The 19356-nt window shown below is 33.2% G+C and carries 13 protein-coding genes; 10 read left to right on the top strand and 3 right to left on the bottom strand.

From position 1 onward, the window contains the following. Nucleotides 1-2 precede the first annotated feature (2 nt). The 3 genes from ACKX2A_RS17665 to ACKX2A_RS17675 all read left to right on the top strand — a co-directional run bounded on the left by ACKX2A_RS17665 (nt 3) and on the right by ACKX2A_RS17675 (nt 3551). Nucleotides 3-632, top strand: coding sequence for a response regulator (locus ACKX2A_RS17665; protein ID WP_415326247.1), 630 nt, complete (start codon nt 3-5; stop codon nt 630-632). A 737-nt stretch (nt 633-1369) separates the two neighbouring features. Then, nucleotides 1370-2383 carry a hypothetical protein gene (locus ACKX2A_RS17670; RefSeq protein ID WP_415326248.1) on the top strand — a complete coding sequence of 338 codons (1014 nt, stop codon included), beginning with the start codon at nt 1370-1372 and terminating at the stop codon, nt 2381-2383. Between the two features lie 154 nt (nt 2384-2537). Continuing rightward, nucleotides 2538-3551 carry a hypothetical protein gene (locus tag ACKX2A_RS17675; RefSeq protein ID WP_415326249.1) on the top strand — a complete coding sequence of 338 codons (1014 nt, stop codon included), beginning with the start codon at nt 2538-2540 and terminating at the stop codon, nt 3549-3551. 739 nt (nt 3552-4290) lie between these two features. Here the strand turns inward: ACKX2A_RS17675 and ACKX2A_RS17680 are convergent. Next, nucleotides 4291-4791, bottom strand: a complete 501-nt coding sequence (locus tag ACKX2A_RS17680) for a hypothetical protein (RefSeq protein ID WP_415326250.1) — start codon at nt 4789-4791, stop codon at nt 4291-4293. A gap of 542 nt (nt 4792-5333) precedes the next feature. Between ACKX2A_RS17680 and ACKX2A_RS17685 the strand changes: the two genes are divergently transcribed. From ACKX2A_RS17685 to ACKX2A_RS17715, 7 genes are all read left to right on the top strand, one after another. Next, on the top strand, nt 5334-6344 hold the full coding sequence (locus ACKX2A_RS17685; protein ID WP_415326251.1) for a phage tail protein: 1011 nt from the start codon (nt 5334-5336) through the stop codon (nt 6342-6344). Between the two features lie 186 nt (nt 6345-6530). Beyond that, nucleotides 6531-6827: a hypothetical protein gene (locus tag ACKX2A_RS17690; protein WP_415326252.1), complete on the top strand. Its 297-nt coding sequence runs from the start codon at nt 6531-6533 to the stop codon at nt 6825-6827. A 510-nt stretch (nt 6828-7337) separates the two neighbouring features. Then, entirely contained in the window at nt 7338-7943 is a 606-nt protein-coding gene (locus tag ACKX2A_RS17695) for a recombinase family protein (protein WP_415326253.1), read from the top strand. A 54-nt stretch (nt 7944-7997) separates the two neighbouring features. Next, the gene (locus tag ACKX2A_RS17700) at nt 7998-8732 is read left to right on the top strand and encodes a hypothetical protein (protein WP_415326254.1); all 735 of its coding nucleotides are present in this window, start codon (nt 7998-8000) and stop codon (nt 8730-8732) included. 63 nt (nt 8733-8795) lie between these two features. Beyond that, a complete protein-coding gene (gene cas13b / locus ACKX2A_RS17705) occupies nt 8796-12257 on the top strand; it encodes a type VI-B CRISPR-associated RNA-guided ribonuclease Cas13b (protein ID WP_415326255.1) in 3462 nt (1153 codons plus the stop codon). Between the two features lie 832 nt (nt 12258-13089). Beyond that, nucleotides 13090-13416 carry a hypothetical protein gene (locus ACKX2A_RS17710; RefSeq protein WP_415326256.1) on the top strand — a complete coding sequence of 109 codons (327 nt, stop codon included), beginning with the start codon at nt 13090-13092 and terminating at the stop codon, nt 13414-13416. A gap of 289 nt (nt 13417-13705) precedes the next feature. Continuing rightward, nucleotides 13706-15007, top strand: a complete 1302-nt coding sequence (locus tag ACKX2A_RS17715) for a toll/interleukin-1 receptor domain-containing protein (protein WP_415326257.1) — start codon at nt 13706-13708, stop codon at nt 15005-15007. Nucleotides 15008-15515: 508 nt separating this feature from the next. Here the strand turns inward: ACKX2A_RS17715 and ACKX2A_RS17720 are convergent. Beyond that, nucleotides 15516-15920, bottom strand: a complete 405-nt coding sequence (locus ACKX2A_RS17720; RefSeq protein WP_415326258.1) for a hypothetical protein — start codon at nt 15918-15920, stop codon at nt 15516-15518. After that, the gene (locus ACKX2A_RS17725) at nt 15913-19353 is read right to left on the bottom strand and encodes a DUF6443 domain-containing protein (RefSeq protein ID WP_415326259.1); all 3441 of its coding nucleotides are present in this window, start codon (nt 19351-19353) and stop codon (nt 15913-15915) included. Before ACKX2A_RS17725 ends, ACKX2A_RS17720 begins: the two co-directional genes overlap by 8 nt. Nucleotides 19354-19356 lie beyond the last annotated feature (3 nt).

Raw genomic sequence — 19356 nt, forward strand, 5'->3', positions numbered from 1 at the left:
CTATGAACAAAAAAATCTTAATTGCCGACGACCATTCTGTAGTGAGATTAGGTACTGCATTGGTTTTAGAAAATCAATTCTCTAATATTTTTTGTGACTATGCAGAAAATTACGGGGAAGTAAAGAAAAAACTTCACGAAGAAAGATTTGATCTGCTGATCCTTGATATTGATATGGAGGGCAGCACATTCAAATTGATGATTAAAGAACTGAAAATGATTCAGGAAGATCTTCCTATTCTTATTTTTTCTTCCTATAAAGAAAATATTGCCGTTGAATATATTCAGGAAGGCGCAGAAGGTTTTTTAAATAAACTAAGTAGTGAACACACTTTAATCAGAGCCGTACAGACTATATTTGAAGCCGGATTCTATTATACTCCTCAGTTGATTGAGCAACTCTCGGCTTATCGACAGAAAAAAGATATTATTGAAACATTATCAGAAAGAGAACTTCAGGTATTCAGGCTTCTCGCTGAAGGAAACGGAAACCTTGAAATTGCAAATATCCTCAATATCCAAATGACGACTGCCAGCACATACAAAAGAAGAATCTACGCAAAGCTAGGAGTAGACAGCGTTATTGATATTTTGAAAATCTATAACAGCTATCTTAACCTTCCTAAAATATAAAAACACACTTTATCAAATGACATAAAAACATCAGATCAACAGACCTGATGTACTGATGGATTATAGAGAGGGCACATTCCATCAATGTCAAAAGAATTTCTTTACGTGTTTTTAGAATCGCAGCCTTTAGCTGTTTGAATAGTTGAAAAAAGATCTGTCGAACCTCACATCCGACAGATCGGGATGAAAAAAAAGACAATTATCACTAATAAGTGTCTTACTGTGTTGTAGCTTATATTTTAAAATAAACCCTTATACTAACTACGAGGCAAATTTATTTATTACTTTACATTTTTCATCATAAAGCTTGTAATATCTCTACTACAAAGCTGTAATAATAAAACTACAGACTCAATGAATCATCAATTATTTTCTTGTAGTATTTTTAGTACAAGCCTGTAGTGTTATTAGTACAAATGTTATTATGAAAAACATAATAAATCCTATATTTTTGGATCAGGATTTGAAAATAAAAGATGATGGAAAAAAATATACGCTACCTCACTACTTATAAAGAATTAACAAGAATTATCAATTCATACTCTTGAAACTATCAACAGAATACTTCTAATACATCTATAGAAAAATATTCTTGACCCATTCCCCAAAAAATAAAATCTACGGTTACAGAAATTAACCGCATAGACTATCAAATACCAGTTTATTTTCAATAAGCTCCAAGTTGATAATAACCACCTATTTCCCTATGTTATACCTAAAATTTAAAAACTTGTACAATGAGAAAATTATTTTTACTTGCTTTCGTGTCATTTTCAGCACATATTTTCGCTCAAGTTGGTATCAACACACCCACACCTGCTGCTACATTAGACATTACTGCTAAAGAGCCTACAGGAACTTTTAATACCGTAGACGGTGTTTTGGTTCCACGAGTAGACAGACAACGTGCACAGAGCATGACTTCAGTGCCTACTTCCACCATGATCTACGTTAACAACATTTCTACAGGAACTGCTACAGGAACAACTGCCAATGTAGATGCGGTAGGATTTTATTATTTTAATGGAACAGTATGGGTGAAAATAGCTACAGGAAACGGAGTTAATATTTACAATGCTGACGGAAGTCTTGCAGGGGTAAGAAATGTAAACTTAAACGGAAACAACTTAGGATTCACTGGAACCGGAAATGTAGGTATTGGTATTGGAGCACCTACAGCAAAACTGGAAGTTGCATCGGGTACAACAGGAACCTCAGGATTGAAATTTTCTAACCTAAATAGCAGTACTCCGGCATTTACAGGTACTAAAACTGCACTTGGTATAGATAGTAGCGGAAATGTTATATCCATGGGTACCGAAAATACATATACTGGATTGTATGTAGTAAATGGCGTAAATCCTACCACTTTCAGCTATGGTGGAGAAGGCTCAACAGGAACCGTGAGTTATACTACAACAGCAGGATATGGTGGTGCACCAGCAGCAGCTTTGACAAATGCAGGGATCTTTACAGCGCCTACAGCAGGAGTTTACCGTTTTGATTTTTCATGCGCAATGATTAATACTAATAACCCCGGAAATAGAATGATATTTTCTTTCAAAAAGAATGAAACCACAATCGTACAAAGTACAGCTGTAGGAATTGTTATTAATGGTACAATCGGAGCCGCATTTTTTACCATTCAAACAATGGCAGCAGGTGAAACAATGTCCGTTTATTATAATAATACTTCAGGAACCAACGGATATTTAGCTGATTCCAACTACATTATTACAAGAATTCAGTAGATAGATTCTAAAAACACATATATAAAGGCATTCATCTGCGGTTACAGAAATTAACTGCGGAGATTATAAAATAACAGTTTATTTTCAATAAGCCCTGGATTGATAATAGCCATCTATTTCCCTTTGTTATACCTAAAATTTAAAACCTTATACAATGAGAAAATTATTTTTACTTGCTTTCGTGTCATTTTCAGCACAGATTTTTGCACAAGTTGGTGTTAATACTCCCACACCTGCCGCTACATTAGACATTACTGCTAAAGAACCTACAGGAACTTTTAATACCGTAGACGGTGTTTTGGTTCCACGAGTAGACAGACAACGTGCACAGAGCATGACTTCAGTGCCTACTTCCACTATGATCTACGTTAACAACATTTCTACAGGAACTGCTACAGGAACAACTGCCAATGTAAATGTCATAGGATTTTATTATTTCGACGGGACAGCATGGGTAAAAATGGCTACAGGAAACGGAGTTAATATTTACAATGCAGACGGAAGTCTTGCAGGGGTAAGAAATGTAAACTTAAACGGAAACAACTTAGGATTCACTGGAACCGGAAATGTAGGTATTGGTATTGGAGCACCTACAGCAAAACTGGAAATTGCATCGGGCACTGCGGGTACTTCAGGATTGAAATTTTCTAACATCAACAGTACTACGGCGGCAACAGCTAACGCTTCTGCTTTAGGAATAGATGCTACAGGAAATGTAGTAGTTCAGAGTTCTGCACCAATACAAACAAGATTTGTTTCTTTCCCTATTAATGCGACGGTTACAGAAAGCCCAACACTTCAGATAGGAACATTGGAATTTAAAGTAATACCGGGAAACTGTTCTTCAGGAGGAGCGCTTCCATATACAACTATACAGGGCAGATCAATTACCGGAGCCGCTAATATTGGAATCGTTCATGGGCAGTATATGACATCACAAGGTTCCGGTCCGACTGCACTACAATATAATAATGCCAGTGCAATAGAAACTACCTTTTCAAACATTCCGGGAGTATTTGGCGTAGACTGTTATAATGATGGCCATATTCAATTCATGTTCTTTTCTTATACTGACCAGACTTATTACAGAGTTAATTTTCATGCGGCTGACGGAGATCAATTGGGCTTTGGAGGACAAGGATATATCTTCGTAGAATATCAGAAATAATTTTGGAAAGAACGATTTTAAAAACATACAAACAGATAAGTAAGAAAAAAAGTTTATTCAGCTTGTTAAGTCTTTGCGAAATAAATCATAGGATGTAAAGATCAAATACTTAATACCCTTTCAATACCACAGGTTCCCTCCTGTGGTATTTTTTTATCAATATAGAACAGTGATGTTAAAAGTTAGTGTTGCAAAAATATAACACAACATTATTTCTGATTTAATTTTCTGTTTGCGTTTAGAATCGTTTTTTCTGTATATCAATACATAAGTTTGTCATTCCGTAGGAATGTAGGCTCGAATCTTTCCATTATAATGATAAATACTTTGTTTAGATCTCTACGAGATGACAACTTACTGGAGATAGGTTTGAAAAAATTTTAAGACATTGTGCTTCTTCTATTAAGCGTTACTCTATCGAAGTCATCCAATAACAATCTGACTCTCATGTTTGAGGTTCCGAAATGCAGTATTGAGGTTTCTGAGACCAAAGTTGACGTTCCGAAGCCCAAATTTAAGGTTGATGATGCCCAATTTTGACAAAGCTAACCCCAAACTTGGGATTCGAGAGCCAAACTTTCAGTTGCTGAACGACAAACTTCCACCTCGGAATGTCAAATTTGGATTCCGGAACCTCATCGGAGGATTGCCGAACTGTAACAGATCACTAAAACATACCAAAAGATAAGTCCGGAACCTATGTCCCGGACTTATTTGATACGATGTACTGTGAATAATTTTAAAGTGATTCTCTTTTCGCTTCTGGAGTAGCTTCTACAGTCTTACCCGTTCTGTTGAAGAACTGTTTCAGCTCATTTTGCTTTACTTCAAATCCGGGAGAAGCAGTTCTCGTCTTAAAAGAAGTAAACCCATAATCTGTAAGTGTAGCCTGATAATTATCGTAATCATGAAGTGTTTTGATATTTTTCAGTCTCAATACAAGGCTTTCCAGTCGGACAATCATATTTTCATAATGAAGGTGGGAGTTGTAGTCTTTTTCAAACTCTGCCCAGTCCACATCCGAAGCACTTAAAGCAGGTTGATTTCTGTTGAAATCGTAGACTTTGTTTACTAAAAGCTTATTCTGCTCGTTGATACTGCCATATCTCTTGCGGTCTTCGGCGGTAAGGTTTATATTAATATCCTGCAAAGCAGTTTCTAAAGCGGTAAGGGAATCTTTTGCAGCATTGATCTGAGCATTGCTGAGATGCGTGTTGTTTAAATTAGTGATTGGCATCATTACATGTGTTAAGTTAAAACATTAAGATCTTTTCTTAATAATATTTAGAAAATTAGTAAAATTATTAATATAAAAGAATTATTTTACAATTTAAAATTTTTTCAATTATATTAAATTAATTCAATGAATAATTATTAATACTTCTTCCCCCTATTACACTCAAATTAAACATTAATCTATTTATGTAAAATAAAACTGCGATAATAACACCATAATATTAAAATATTAATATGATAAATAATATTCCAAAATCATAAGCACTAAATAATATATAAAAAGAAAATTATTTACATAATAAATATAAATAATTAAATTTTTCATGCAATTTTAAAATACCACAAAATAAAATTCATTAAAATTCCAAAATACCACTTCAGTAAATAGTAATTGTCATATTATTAGTACAGCATGTAGTAATATTAGTACAAACTTTATTCTTTGTATTCTTTGCAAAACCAATAACTTCACCGTACGAAGAATTACACAAATGAAATTTTTTAATCCCCTTAAATACAATACTGTAATTAATAAATAACAAAAAAATGAAAAAAACTTTAATCTTAGGAATCCTTCTTCAGGGAAGTATTCTAGCTTATTCTCAGGTCGGTATTAATACAACTAATCCGCAAGCAACCCTCCATATTGACGGAGGAAAAGACAACCCATTAAAAGACAAACCAACAAACTTACAACAGGCTAACGACGTAGTCGTAACAGCCAACGGAAACTTAGGAATTGGTACAATATCCCCAAATGCAGATGCCGCTTTGGATATTGCCAGCGCTAATAAAGGAGTAAAATTCCCAAGCATCAGTTTAAAATCCTCCGACAGCCCTGCTCCATTAAAAGAGCATGTTGCGGGAATGGTAATCTACAATACTGCAAAAGTTGGAGACCTTACACCGGGATTATACATTAACAACGGAACCGAATGGGTACAATTAATGACTTTAGCTTCATCTAAAAAACAAATAAAAGAAGCCAAAGCACAAGCAGAAGTAGCTGCCCTTGCAGCAGGGAGTGTTCCTGTCGGTGGAGTCCTTTATTATGCCACAAACGTTCTCCCAGACGGATATCTTGAATGTGATGGTTCTGCCGTTAGCCGAACTACTTATGCAGATTTATTTGCCGTTTTAGGAACAAGATATGGAATAGGTAATGGAAGCACAACCTTTAATTTACCTGATCTGCGAGGAGAATTCATCCGTGGATATGACAATAGCAGAGGGGTAGATACCGGAAGAGTAATAGGAACCTGGCAAAAAGGATCATTCATTGCAGGAGGAGCAGGACCTAATATGGACTCCGTTATTCCGTTCGTTGTTGCCAGTACAGGAACATTAATGTCTACATTGGTAAACGGATTGGGTTGGGATCTTCTGCATAATGATGTGTATACAGCAAATTACCCTAACACAGTAAAGGCAAACAACGGAAATAGCGATAATTCTACAAATACACAATTAATTAATGTAAGCGATAATGGAAGCGATTACGCATATGGAGTATCTCGTCCACGAAATGTAGCTATGATGCCTATTATAAAATACTAATCAATTTTTTCATAGAGTTGTTTCATAAATCACCGCAAATAAATTGCGGTGTTTTTTTGTAGTATTTTTAGTACAAGCGTGTAGTGTAATTGGTACCACATTTATTATCAATACTTTCAAAAAAAAATTACTTTTGGCTCAGAAACAAATGAAAAAAACATGAAAAAAATTATCTATTTACTTAGTATGGTAGGATATTTTGCTATACTTAACGCTCAAACAGGAAATGTAGACATCAATACTCCAACCCCTACGAATACTCTAACCGTTAATGGCAATCAATCAATAGGCTCCGGCTATACAGGAATCGCTGCGCCGACAAACGGAGCTATCATTCAGGGCAGCACTGCAATCGGAACATCAACACCTTATTTTGGAAGTTTATTAGAGCTCAGCAGCACCGGCGGAGGAGAGCTGTTGGATACAAGATTTAATGGATATGACTTTAGTGATGTTAAAAGTCTAATGGAACAGTTAGGTTGAAAGGGTAGAACTAATTATCTTTATCTTGAATTGTTCGGAGATTTACCTTTTATTATTTTTTATGTAATAACATTTACAATAATAATTGTAAGACTGCTTAAAAAAAACAAGATAAACTCTACAGTACTATCTATTATTGCTTTGGTTCCTTTATTCGCAGGAATTTTTGATTTCATTGAGGATGTTTCAATAATAAATATTTTACTAACTTATCCAGAAATTAATAGTGACATTATTGTTTTTTCTGCATCAGCGGCAACCCTAAAAGGTTACTTCCTGTTTTTTACTTTTCTTTTAATAGTACTAAATTTAATCTTGTTACTATTTAAGAAAATAAAACATCATGAATAGTGAGTTTCATAAGAATTTATCGTTTTTAACGGTGGTTTTATGAGAATTTTAATCTGCCTGATTTTAAATCATTTTATCTTTTTAATAATTTTCTCAAAAACACGTATCATTAAACAAAGTTCCATAAATTTACGAGAGATGAGTTTAATGTAACAAATTATGAAAATAGGATATGCTCGGGTTTCAACCAAAGAGCAAAATTTAGATTTGCAAATTGAAGCTTTAGAAAAAGCAGGTTGTGAGAGAATTTTTCAGGAGAAAATTTCAGGTTCAACAAAAAATCGTCCCGAATTGGATAAGATGATTGAACAGTTTAGAGAAGGTGATGAACTTTATGTTTGGAGATTAGACCGTTTGGGGAGAAGCTTGAAAAATATTATTGATCTTGTATTAAGTTTAAGTGACAGTGGTATAATAATAAAAGGTCTTGTAGATGGTGTAGATACTTCCACTATCAATGGTCGTCTTTTTTTAAATCTTATGGCATCGTTGTCAGAATATGAAAGGGAGTTGATAAGAGAGAGAACCAATGCAGGATTGCAATCTGCCAGGGCAAGGGGTAGGTTAGGAGGCAGGCCGAAAGGGTATACCAAAGAAACAATTTCTAAATTATTGCTTCTGCGCAATATTTATAAAGATGTCACTAAACGCCCGGAAGAAATTTATAAGCCATTAGGAATAACCAGGGCAACATTTTATCGTTATGCTAAAATCCTTGATAATCATACCGATGACGAAATAAAGAAAATGGCAATTAAAAAATAAATTAAATTTATGAATCCGAATGATTTTTATAAATCAATAATTTAAATTATAATCATGAAAAATTCTAAAGAAAAATTTGAATCAATAATTATTGATTATTTTATGGAAATTGAAGATTTTATTTCAAAATCAGATAATTCTAGAATAAACTCAAATGAAAAATATAAAATTGCTGAGTCAAAAATTGAAAAGCTAACAGATTTTAGAACTTTGCTAGATGGATTAATTTTAAAAGTTTCTAAAAATTTTCACACACCTGTCAAAGAATTGAATGAAAATATCTCTTATCAAATTGGTATTTGTGCTTCTTTTTTGAGAACTCATTTTTTAATAAACAAATTAATAATGGGAGGAGATATTATTGAAGCAACGACTCTCATTAGAAAGCAACTTGAAGCAGCAACTAGGTTTTCCGAACTGGAAACAAAAGAAATTCAAAAATTAGCGAGAAAAACCCCAAATGTTAATAATGAATCTAAAGGAGTAACAAAAGATTTATATTCAAAATTATCTGAGATTGCACATTCTGGAAGTTTGGATGTGACACAATTAATTGCTAGAATAGATAGTAACGAAAATATTTCCACCGCAAATATTTACCCTTTTTTTAGTCAAGATAGTTTGGAATGTTACAAGTTTCACGCATATGTAGCTATGATATTTTTGGGGAAATATATAAATTTTGCGGTAAAATTATATCCTGAATATGATGCTATATCAGAAATAAAAATGTTTCTTATCTTAAATGAAATTCATAAAGAAATTCCATTTTTAAATAATAAACGATAATTTCAAGCAATCCATTCCTTTTATTTTTAACTGTAAATAAGAATAGATCTATAAAACTAAACCATGAATACACAACCTGCCGGCTTAGGTATCTCGTACAGCCATACATTAAAAGAAGACAAACATTTTTTCGGCGGCTTCCTGAATCTCGGGATAAACAATTTAGAAGTCCTTATTGAAGCATTTAAGATGAAGTTCTTTCCTGGAAGTCCGAAGACAATTGATATTAAAAACTTCGGACTAACTTGCCTTAAAATAGATAATAGCGACCACGATTTTGAATGCAGAGTTGAATTTCTACAAAATTATCTTCCCGTGATTCGTTATCTGGATAAAAGGAATAAAGAAATATTTAAAAAACAGGTAGAACTGCTTTTCGGATCATTGGATTCCCTGAGAAATTTTTATACCCATTATTACCACACTCCTCTTTCTCTTCCGGATGAATTGTTTGATTTACTAGATACTATTTTTAGCAAAGTGGCATCTGATGTAAAAGAGAATAAAGTAAAAGACGACAAGTCCCGACATTTATTGAAAACAGCATTGTCTGAAGAATTAGATATCCGTTATAAGATGCAGTTAGAAAGACTGAAGGAATTGAAAGCAACCGGTAAAAAAGTTAATTTGCATGATCATGTTGCGATCAAAAATGGGGTTTTAAACTCATCTTTTAATCATTTAATTTATAAGAATGAAGCAGGAGACACTGTCGTTACAAGAAGATATGCGGCACAGTACTCTGAAAATGAACCCGCTGAAAACGGAATTACGATTTCCCAAAGCGGTCTGCTGTTTCTGGCAGGATTGTTTCTGAAAAGAAAAGAAGTAGAAGATCTCAAGAGCAGGGTGAAAGGTTTTAAGGCTAAAATCATTAAAGAAGGAGAAGAGAATATCAGCGGACTGAAATATATGGCTACCCACTGGATTTTTTCTTATTTGAGTTTCAAGCAGCCAAAACAAACGCTGACAAATGATTTCGACCGTGAAACTCTTCTATTACAAATCATTGATGAACTAAGCAAGGTTCCGGACGATGTTTATCAGGCATTCAATGAAGAAACCCGTAATTTATTCGTTGAAGATATTAATCAATATTTAAAAGAAGGAAATGATGATTATACTTTGGAAGAAGCCCAGGTCATCCATCAAGTGATAAGAAAAAGGTATGAAAATAAATTCAACTATTTTGCCATTCGTTATCTTGATGAGTTTGCCGGTTTTACATCATTAAAATTTCAGGTTCACCTTGGTAATTATATTCATGACAAACGAACAAAGAATATTTCGGGTACCGAATTACACACTGAAAGAAGGATAAAAGAAAGAGTAAAAGTTTTTGGAAGGCTCTCTGATGCCCAAAGACTTAAAAATGACTTTTTTGCCAATGAATCACATCAGGGTCAGGAACTAGGATGGGAGATCTTACCAAACCCGTCTTACGTTTTTATTGAGAATAATATTCCGATCTATTTTAATGTTGATAACGAAGTAGCAAAAGCTGTTAAATTAGCAAAAGTCAACAGGAAAAGTGTAGCCCCTGAAGAAAGAAAAGTTCGGTCAGGAGATAAAGCGCAGAAACATATTATCGTGGAAAGCATTTCTAAAAGGAAGTTATTGAGAAAAGATGAGCCTACAGCCTTGCTTTCTCTGAATGAAATTCCGGCTCTGCTTTATGAAATTTTGGTAAAAGGAACTTCTCCTAATGAAATAGAAGAGATTTTAAAATCAAAAGCAGTTGAACGCGTACAGATTATTAAAAATTATAATCCGGAGCAGCCACTCCCGTCTTCGCAGATTAGTAAACGGCTTATAAGTAATTCAATAGCAGTCGGAAAAAAGTATAATCTTAATAAAATCCAGCAGCTACTGAAAAACGAAATATTTTTGGCGAATGAAAAGCTTGCTCTGATTTATAAAAATAGGGTTGAACTTCACAAAAAGATTGGAGGAAAGAATCTTCGAAATTATGCATTCGGATTTTCTGAATTGGGAAGGGAAGCTGCATGGATAGCAAAAGATATAAAGCGGTTTATGCCTTTGCAGGCACGAAAAGAATGGAAGGGGTACCAACATTCACAGCTGCAGCAGTCACTGTCATATTATGAATCACGTCCGGATCAAGCTCTTAACATTCTTAAAGATAATTGGGATTTTGACGATGAAAGTATTTTGTGGAATTCATGGATAAAAGACAGCTTTAAAGAAAAATCTTTTGATCGTTTTTATGAGAGATATCTGCATGGAAAAAAAGAATATTTAGAAAATTTTTTGGAAAACCTTCAGCACTTTAGTCCAGGATCTGATAAGATACTCAAAAAGTTTTTGTCTGACCAAATGCCGAAGAACTTTTTTGACAAACGCCTTTATATTCTTGAACCTTTGGAACAGGAAAAGGATAAGATACTTTCCTATCCGTTAGTTTTTCCTAGAGGACTTTTCGATCCGGCACCGACATTTGTAAAAGGAATACGGGTTACGGAAGAACCGGAAAGATTTGCAGCCTGGTATCGTTACGGCTATTCTCCGGACCATGCATTTCAAAGATTTTACGAAATGGAGCGGGACTACTCTGACTTGATAAATGACGATACTCAGAACAGGACAGATGCTGATAAAAACAAATCGGATTTTACTACCGAACAACAATATTCAATGATTAAAAATAAGCAAGACCTTAAAATTAAAAATATTAAGATTCAGGACCTGTTCTTAAAGCTAATTGCAGAGACATTATTCCGAGATGTATTTGATTATGTATCTGAAATCAGGTTATCTGATTTATACCTTACGCAGGCAGAAAGAATAGAAAAAGAACAAAATGCAGCAAAGCAGAGTTTAAGACCTGCAGGTGATGATTCAGAAAATATTATTAATGATAATTTTATCTGGAGCAAAACGATTCCATATGAAAAGGATCAGATTTATGAACCTGCTGTAAAACTCAAAGATATTGGTAAGTTCAAATATTTTCTCAAAGATGCTCGGATTGCCAGATTACTTTCCTACGATATTTCGAGTAGATGGAGCAAGAGCGAAATAGAAAAAGAGATCTACATTGGATCAGCATCCTATGAATCTATAAGACGGGAAGCAATCTTTAAGGAACTGCAAAAGTTAGAAGAAAAAATCTTAGCAGAATATAAAGGAGAGCATCCTGAAGAATTGGAACAAAGTAATGATCCTAATAAGAAAGGAATTCCCAACTTTAAAAAATATATTGTAAATGGAATTTTACGAAAGCAGCCTAATACAGTTTCTGAAAGTGATTGTTTCTGGCTGGATAATTTTAAAGACTCTACTTTTGAAAAGCCGGAAGTTTTTGAAATCCTAAGAGATAAGAATCCTTTGGTGCAGGAAGCATTTTTATTAGTCTACCTTAGAAACAAGTTTGCACATAATCAGTTGCCGGTAAAGGAAGCATATTTTTACATCAATGAAAATTATTCTGAACTGAGGGGAAATACAGTTGCCGAAACTTTATTGAATTTTGTAACTTACAGTATAAACAGTCTTACAAAATAGATATATAATTTGAAAGCATTTAGAACTCAAATATTACTTTAATTGTTGTTTGGGACGTATCACATTTTGAAGGGTACTCACAACTAATGTTAGTACGTTGCTCATATTGGGTAGGTTGGGACGTATCACATTTTGAAGGGTACTCACAACTCATATTGTTTGTTTTAGTTCGTTAAGTAGGTTGGGACGTATCACATTTTGAGGGGTACTCACAACTGTCTTAATCTCTTGTGGTTTACATACCAAGTTGGGACGTATCACATTTTGAGGGGTACTCACAACAGGATCAAAGGTGCGGGATTGGGCTTCTTGGTTGGGACGTATCACATTTTGAAGGGTACTCACAACTTTGATTGTCAGAAGCAATTGCATACTGTCGTTGGGACGTATCACATTTTGAAGGGTACTCACAACGGTTAAGGTCTAATTCTAAGAAACGCTCTAGTTGGGACGTATCACATTTTGAAGGATACTCACAACTATTAAGTACACACATTGTTGAGAGAACCAGTTGGGACGTATCACATTTTGAAGGATACTTACAACGTAAACTTTTGATATCACTTTTGATCTTCTGTTGGGACGTATCACATTTTGAAGGGATTCACAACAATAGGACAGACCTAAGAAGTACGGTAAAAGTTAGTAAGTATTACATTTGAGGGGTAATCGCTAGGCTTCAGAACTAAGCCTGAAAAGGGGATCGGTTAGGTCATATCCATTTGAATGGTATTCTTGGCTCTAAAAATTTCTAGAAACTTTATCTCTTGGATGATATAATTTTACCGGTGGAAAATATAAAATAAATAGTCTCAATTTTATAAAATATAGTATGAATTTAAATCTAATTATGTTTATTTCAGAATATAATCGTTTAAAAATGATTAGTATTCATGAGCCTTTGGAAATGCTTAAAAAACTTTCATATACTCAAAATGATGAATTACCTATAGCAAGGCTAACTTACCGTTTAGGAATTACTAACTTTGATATAGATTTATTTGAAAAAGCTGTTGCAAAAACAAATTTTGATTTGGATGAAATTCTTAAAACTCCTAATGGTTTGGAGATAATTAGGAAAGATTTCTTAACCATTCTAGCAATTCAAGTTGGCGAAGAAGTAGCAAAATATTACGATGAAGAAGTTGACAAAATATAAGTTTTAGAAAAAAGAAAGAAAAAATTAAATCTCATAAAACGATTAATTTTTCATTGTTTAAAAAATTTGTTAAAAAAAATAACCTCTCAGGGGCGAGAGGTTTGACTTAAAATAAACTTGACATGAATGTAGTAAGTCATGATGGTAAGTTATAAAAATTTGCTCTAATAATCTCAAAAAAACGATTAAAAAAGAAGGACTGATAATCTTAATACACTCTTTTCAGTATTGTTTATTAATTAAATATTTCCTAATATTAATCTACGAAAATATATAAATAAAAATTGATTTGAAAGTATTTCTACACTACAGTTGGGACAGCGAAGCCCACAAGGAATGGGTTTTAGAATTGGCAAATAGGTTAACAGTAGACGGCGTTGATTTAGTTTTTGACAGATATGATTTACATGTTGGATCTAATAACTTACATTTCATGGAAAAGATCGAGGCTTGTCAAAAGGTAGTGTTGGTTATGTCAAAAGGTTACAAACCTAAAGTAGATTCGAGGACGGGAGGGGCTGGTTATGAATATCAAATCATTACCAGTGAAATTGCTGTCAAAATGGCTTCCAATAGCAAGTGTATTCCTGTGCTCAGAGATGGCGATGCGCATTGCTCAATTCCAGTGCTCTTGCAACATTTTCAATATATAGATATGCGAGACGATAAAAAATTTGAGCAACTATATTTGGAGCTTTTGCGCGCGATTTATGACAAACCACTAGTGACGAGACCAGAAGTGGGGAAAAAACCATCATGGGAAAATAATTTTATGACGGATGATAAAGATATCGATGCTGTCAAACCAAAACACGCACATGATATAATTGCGAACTCACTTTATCGAGTTTTGGCAGAAATTGAAAACGATGCTGAAATCGATCGAGAAAAGCTTATGCAAAGTCTAGAAACAGTCTATAAGCAATCTAAGGAAATGTCTCGTGATAGTGCAGTCTTGACGGCACCAGAATTTCCAGAAACAATTGATATGTTACTTTTATCGTTTCAAAATGATAAACTCTTAATCACAATTTCAGGAAATGATGCGTCATTATGGGGCACTGTCGCTAAGCAATTTGAGTATAATGTTAAGGCGATTTTAAATGATGTAATGGTTATTATGAATGAGCATGGAATTTCATCCCACATTCATTGGCGGTTTGAGCGTATAGGAGATATAATATTAATTTCTTACGGAAATAATAGTGAAGGAAAAACTACCGACCTATCTGTAGTAAACAGTTTAGAGTCCACCAAACGTACGGTTAAGTCAATTGGCGGAAAAATGGATTTTAGTCCAGTTTTTAATGAGATAAGAATTCAACTGCCACTTAATAAAAATAATCAAAATGTAAATCTATCAAAGATCAATGATGATGACTTCGAATTCAGTGTATTTGATATTACGATAATTGAACTTTTATCTAAAGGTGTTTTGCAAAAGGATATACCCCAAATTTTACACTCAAGAAATCTAAAACCTTCTACACTAAGCAGTGTCGAAAAAAGACTCAATTCTATAAAAGAAGAATACTCATTAAAAAGCAATGCGGAGCTAGTTGCATTTTTTAAAGATATTGGAATAATCTGAAATATTTTCGGAATTTTTAATAGTTCTAATAAGTACGTTACGATCAGACCTAAATCATTTATCTTAACTAAGTACCATGAAAGAATAAAATCCAAAAGCTTTATATTGTAAACTCTACAAGTATGTCACCAAGCATATTAAAGAAATGTTGGGTTCCAAATTTTGCATCAGTATATCAACTTTTAGATGCGGTTCAAATCCGCTTTAAGTACCAGTCTTTCCGAAGATATATTACCCACTATCGCAAAGCGGCGACATATTACGTATATAATACTAAATCTCAAAAAATGATCAATACCCTCCTTTTGGAATTCTAAAAAAAAGATATTGATCATTTAAATAGACAAAAGTTGCCGTAGGATATTTTTTTATAATAAGATTATGTGCAACCTTTAAATTAACAATATCATTAGTAGGAGCTATTCCAGGAACCGTAATAACTGCAAACCCAATTAATACAGAATATAAAGGTAAGACCACCCACCTTTTATCATACATAGTCATAAAATTAACGAAAAGACTTTGATACATTAGTATAGTTAACAGTATATCTATTTTTATAATGTTGAATATAAATAAACTTATATTGAGATATTTTTTTAGATTTTAATACTATTTTATCTTTGTTAATTTTGACCATTATAATATCTGTATTTTTTACAATACAGGAACCTGCTAATCCTATTTGTTCCACTGTTGTTAGATTTTTGATATATACAACTTTGTCATTAGCGATAACTTTGACTTCATTGTTATAAAATCCCGAAGTAAAAAAAATCATAGATTTACCGTTGCTTATTCTAAGATTGTTGCTTTCAACACTCAAATCAGATTGATTATCAAAAATTGATTTTACATTTTTACAACTTATAACTAAAAATAAAATTAAAGTTATTGTAATATATTTATTCATTTTTTTTTGTTGAATTTAAAATTAATTTAATTAATTCTGCCCTTTGATCAAGCGTGAATTTGGTTCCAGAATGTCCTCCACTAGAACTTTCATACATTATATTACTAGAATCATAAGGTACCCCTTTTTTATTCTCATGTCTCTGACCAGCAACATGTAAATCTTCATGAGCACCTGTTTTTGCCATTTTTGCTCTATGCTCTTGACTGTCAAATACTATTTGTCCTTCATTATTCCACGGGAAGCTTATTAGTAACCCTACATTTATTTGCACCCTATTATTTTGTGTATCTCCAATCACTTCAGTCAAACCAAGAGTATTTACATCCGCTTGAGTCATAGTATTGCTATCAAGTTTATCTGCTCCTTTTATTTTTGACCAATCATAATCCATATTATATTCCCATACTATAGTAGCATCATTACTTTGATTAAAAATTATATTAAGTTGATTTCCCGCTGAATCTTTACCTTCGGCCACAGAGCGTAATTGTGCTTCTCGTTCTTTTGCTAAAATTGATAGTTGTCCATTTGTCAGTGCTCCGATAGTATTATTTTCCAACCTATATGAATATACTGAATTAACAACTTTGCTTCCAACATCTTGGCTTGCCACCCATTCTAAACCTTCTAACTCTCTACCATCAATAACTCTATTCTCAGAGAAGTTATAATGGGACTGATAATTATATTTCTCACTTAGCGGATCTGCAGTAAAAAATCGTCCCATTGTTGGATCATAATTTCTCCATTTAAAGGAACTCCATCCTGTATCCAACTGTTTTTCTTGCTCTTGTTGCGAATAAGTGTAGGTTGGAGTTAAGGACCCTGCAATTATTAAACTTCCTCCAAATTCCAATCCAAATGGATAATAATCCGTTGTTCTATCTATTTTAGGATTTCCATTGCTATCTTTGTAATAAGCTAGTCTAATATTTCCTACTTGATCTTTATACTGGTAAATATACTTATTTTGTAAAAAATCAAAATACCCCTCTGAAGTAGGTACAAATTGTAAATTTAATGTTGCATGTCCATTTAAACCACTCTCACTACTGTATTGAAACCCATCTAAATATTCAGTTGTTGTAGCAGCGTCTAGTTGTGTACGTCCGGTAAAATAATTGTGAACTTTTATTAGCTTCACCCCGTCTGCACGATACTGATAAACAGTATTTTTGTATTTTGTTTCCAATCCAAATCCAAAAGGATCTTCACGCATTACATACTGATCAAATTTAATATAATTTGGAAGATTCAGATAATTATATTTGATTTCTAAAATTCCTTTATCAATATGATTAATCATATTTCCATTATCATCATAATGGATTAAATTTCCTGAAGCTTCCGGATATCCAAAATAATTTGAGGAATTGTCGGTAACTGTATTAAGTCTATTTCCCGAATAAATATATGTCAAATCATCCATAAGCTGCACTCCGACATTATCAAGTTTTCTATTCCTTTTCAAAAACGAAATGTTTCCATTGACATCATAGTCAATTGTTTCATTATAATAATCATTTTGTGGAATTGAGGCATTTGGTTCTGTATATATACCTTTTTTTAATCTGCTTAAAGGATCATATTGGTAAGAATACCTTTTTAATATATTATCTTTTGATGTTTTCCAATCAATTTCAGAAATATTTCCATTATAGTTACCTGATGTTAATGATGTATAAACAGGATTAGTATATTTTATTTCATATCCAAAAAGTTTCCCACTAAGGTTTGCCGGATCATTCATCTTGGTCATCCATCCACGAATATTATAATTGTATGCAATATCCTGAACAGGAGTTGAAGCAGTAGTTCCTCCAACTTTTTTATTAGTAATTTGTGAAAGCTCATTGTAAGTATTTTGAGTCAAATATTCAACCGAATTATTATCAACTTGATGAGTATGGGTCAATAGCCTGTTTTGATGATCATAGGTAAAATTTTCTGTGATCACTTTATCAATATCACTATCCAGTCTTTTGTGGGTAGTAACTGTTTGTTGAACTATCCCTGCAAAATCTAGTTTAGAATCCACTCTTGTACGTCCCCCTAAATGATTAATAGAATAATTTCCAATTACTTTTCCTTTCTTATCATAGTATATATAATTTTTAGTCCAATTATCGTTCTCAATATTTTTAATAATATTCATTACAGGTAACCCTTTTGTACTTCTTGATTCGGAAACTGCGGGTGCATCTGTTAATGTCGGCTCATTTAAAATACTTGGTGGAAATGGTGAATTAAATAAATAAGGTGGATATTTATCGTAATAATTGACACCCAAAAGTTTTGTAATAGAACTTGGATAACTATTATTTGCTTCATTATTATAATAAACATCTAATCCATTACTTGTAAATCCAATTGTTGTTAATCTTGCTACATTATTACTTCCTTTAGAATCAACATTAGTTTGTTCTATTGCTCTTCCGGCACTCCCATAATTCTGTAGACTTGTATAAATCCCAGTGTATGCACTTCTTCCATATTGATCATATTTTGTAAAAAGCCACTGTTTTGATACACCCAAATTGGCATCTTGGGTAAGAACTAATCGATCCTGCTTATCATAAACCATATATTCCCAACCTTTTCCCGGCAATTTTTTCTCGACTAAACGATTTTTTCCATCGTACTTATATTGAAAGCAAAGGTTATTTAAGGTTGCAGTATCAATGGTATTAGCAACTGAAGCCAATGGACTAATTACATAAGCCAACTGATTGTAATCATTATAAACATAATAGGTATCAGCATATTCTGTCGCACTTATTACCTTTCTTAGCAATATTATCTGTCCTTCATTGTTTTTGAATTCTATAGTTGCATTGCCATCTTCATCTGTCACTGTATTTTTATATAATTCGCCTGATGCATAACCATTAGTGGAAAGGAAAATATTTGAAGTAAATGTTGGATAATCAAACGTTGCTATGTACTTTTTCACTTCTCCATTTACATTTGCCGTATATCCGAACTGAATGGGGTTTCCTTGCCATGAAGTCCCTGGCTGTACCTGAGAAAGTATTCTATCTATAGGTGAGTTTTCCAAATTTTTATGTGAGAATGCTTTGGTATCATTATAATAAGTTTGAGCGGTACTTTCAACTCCAGATTGCATACCACCATTTAGAGTGCTCATAGGGGTTGGAAGCCAAGAATCAACCTGTCTACCAAACGTATCATAAGGAATAGTAGTAACTAAATCTTTTCCTGTGGGACTTGCTTTTACATTTACTATCTGTTTAGGTTTTCCTAAACCATCAAAATATTGTACTGTTTGAATTTGTTTAGCGGTATTGCTACTATCTATTACAGACTCTAAGTAAGTCCTGCTTCGGATATAATTTTCTGTATTGGTTGCCTGTGCTGAAATAAGACCAGACACAAACAATAAACTTATAGGAATTAATATTTTTTTCATGGT

Origin of the sequence: Chryseobacterium sp. MMS23-Vi53, from assembly GCF_047651245.1 — a bacterium.
GTDB lineage: Bacteria > Bacteroidota > Bacteroidia > Flavobacteriales > Weeksellaceae > Chryseobacterium.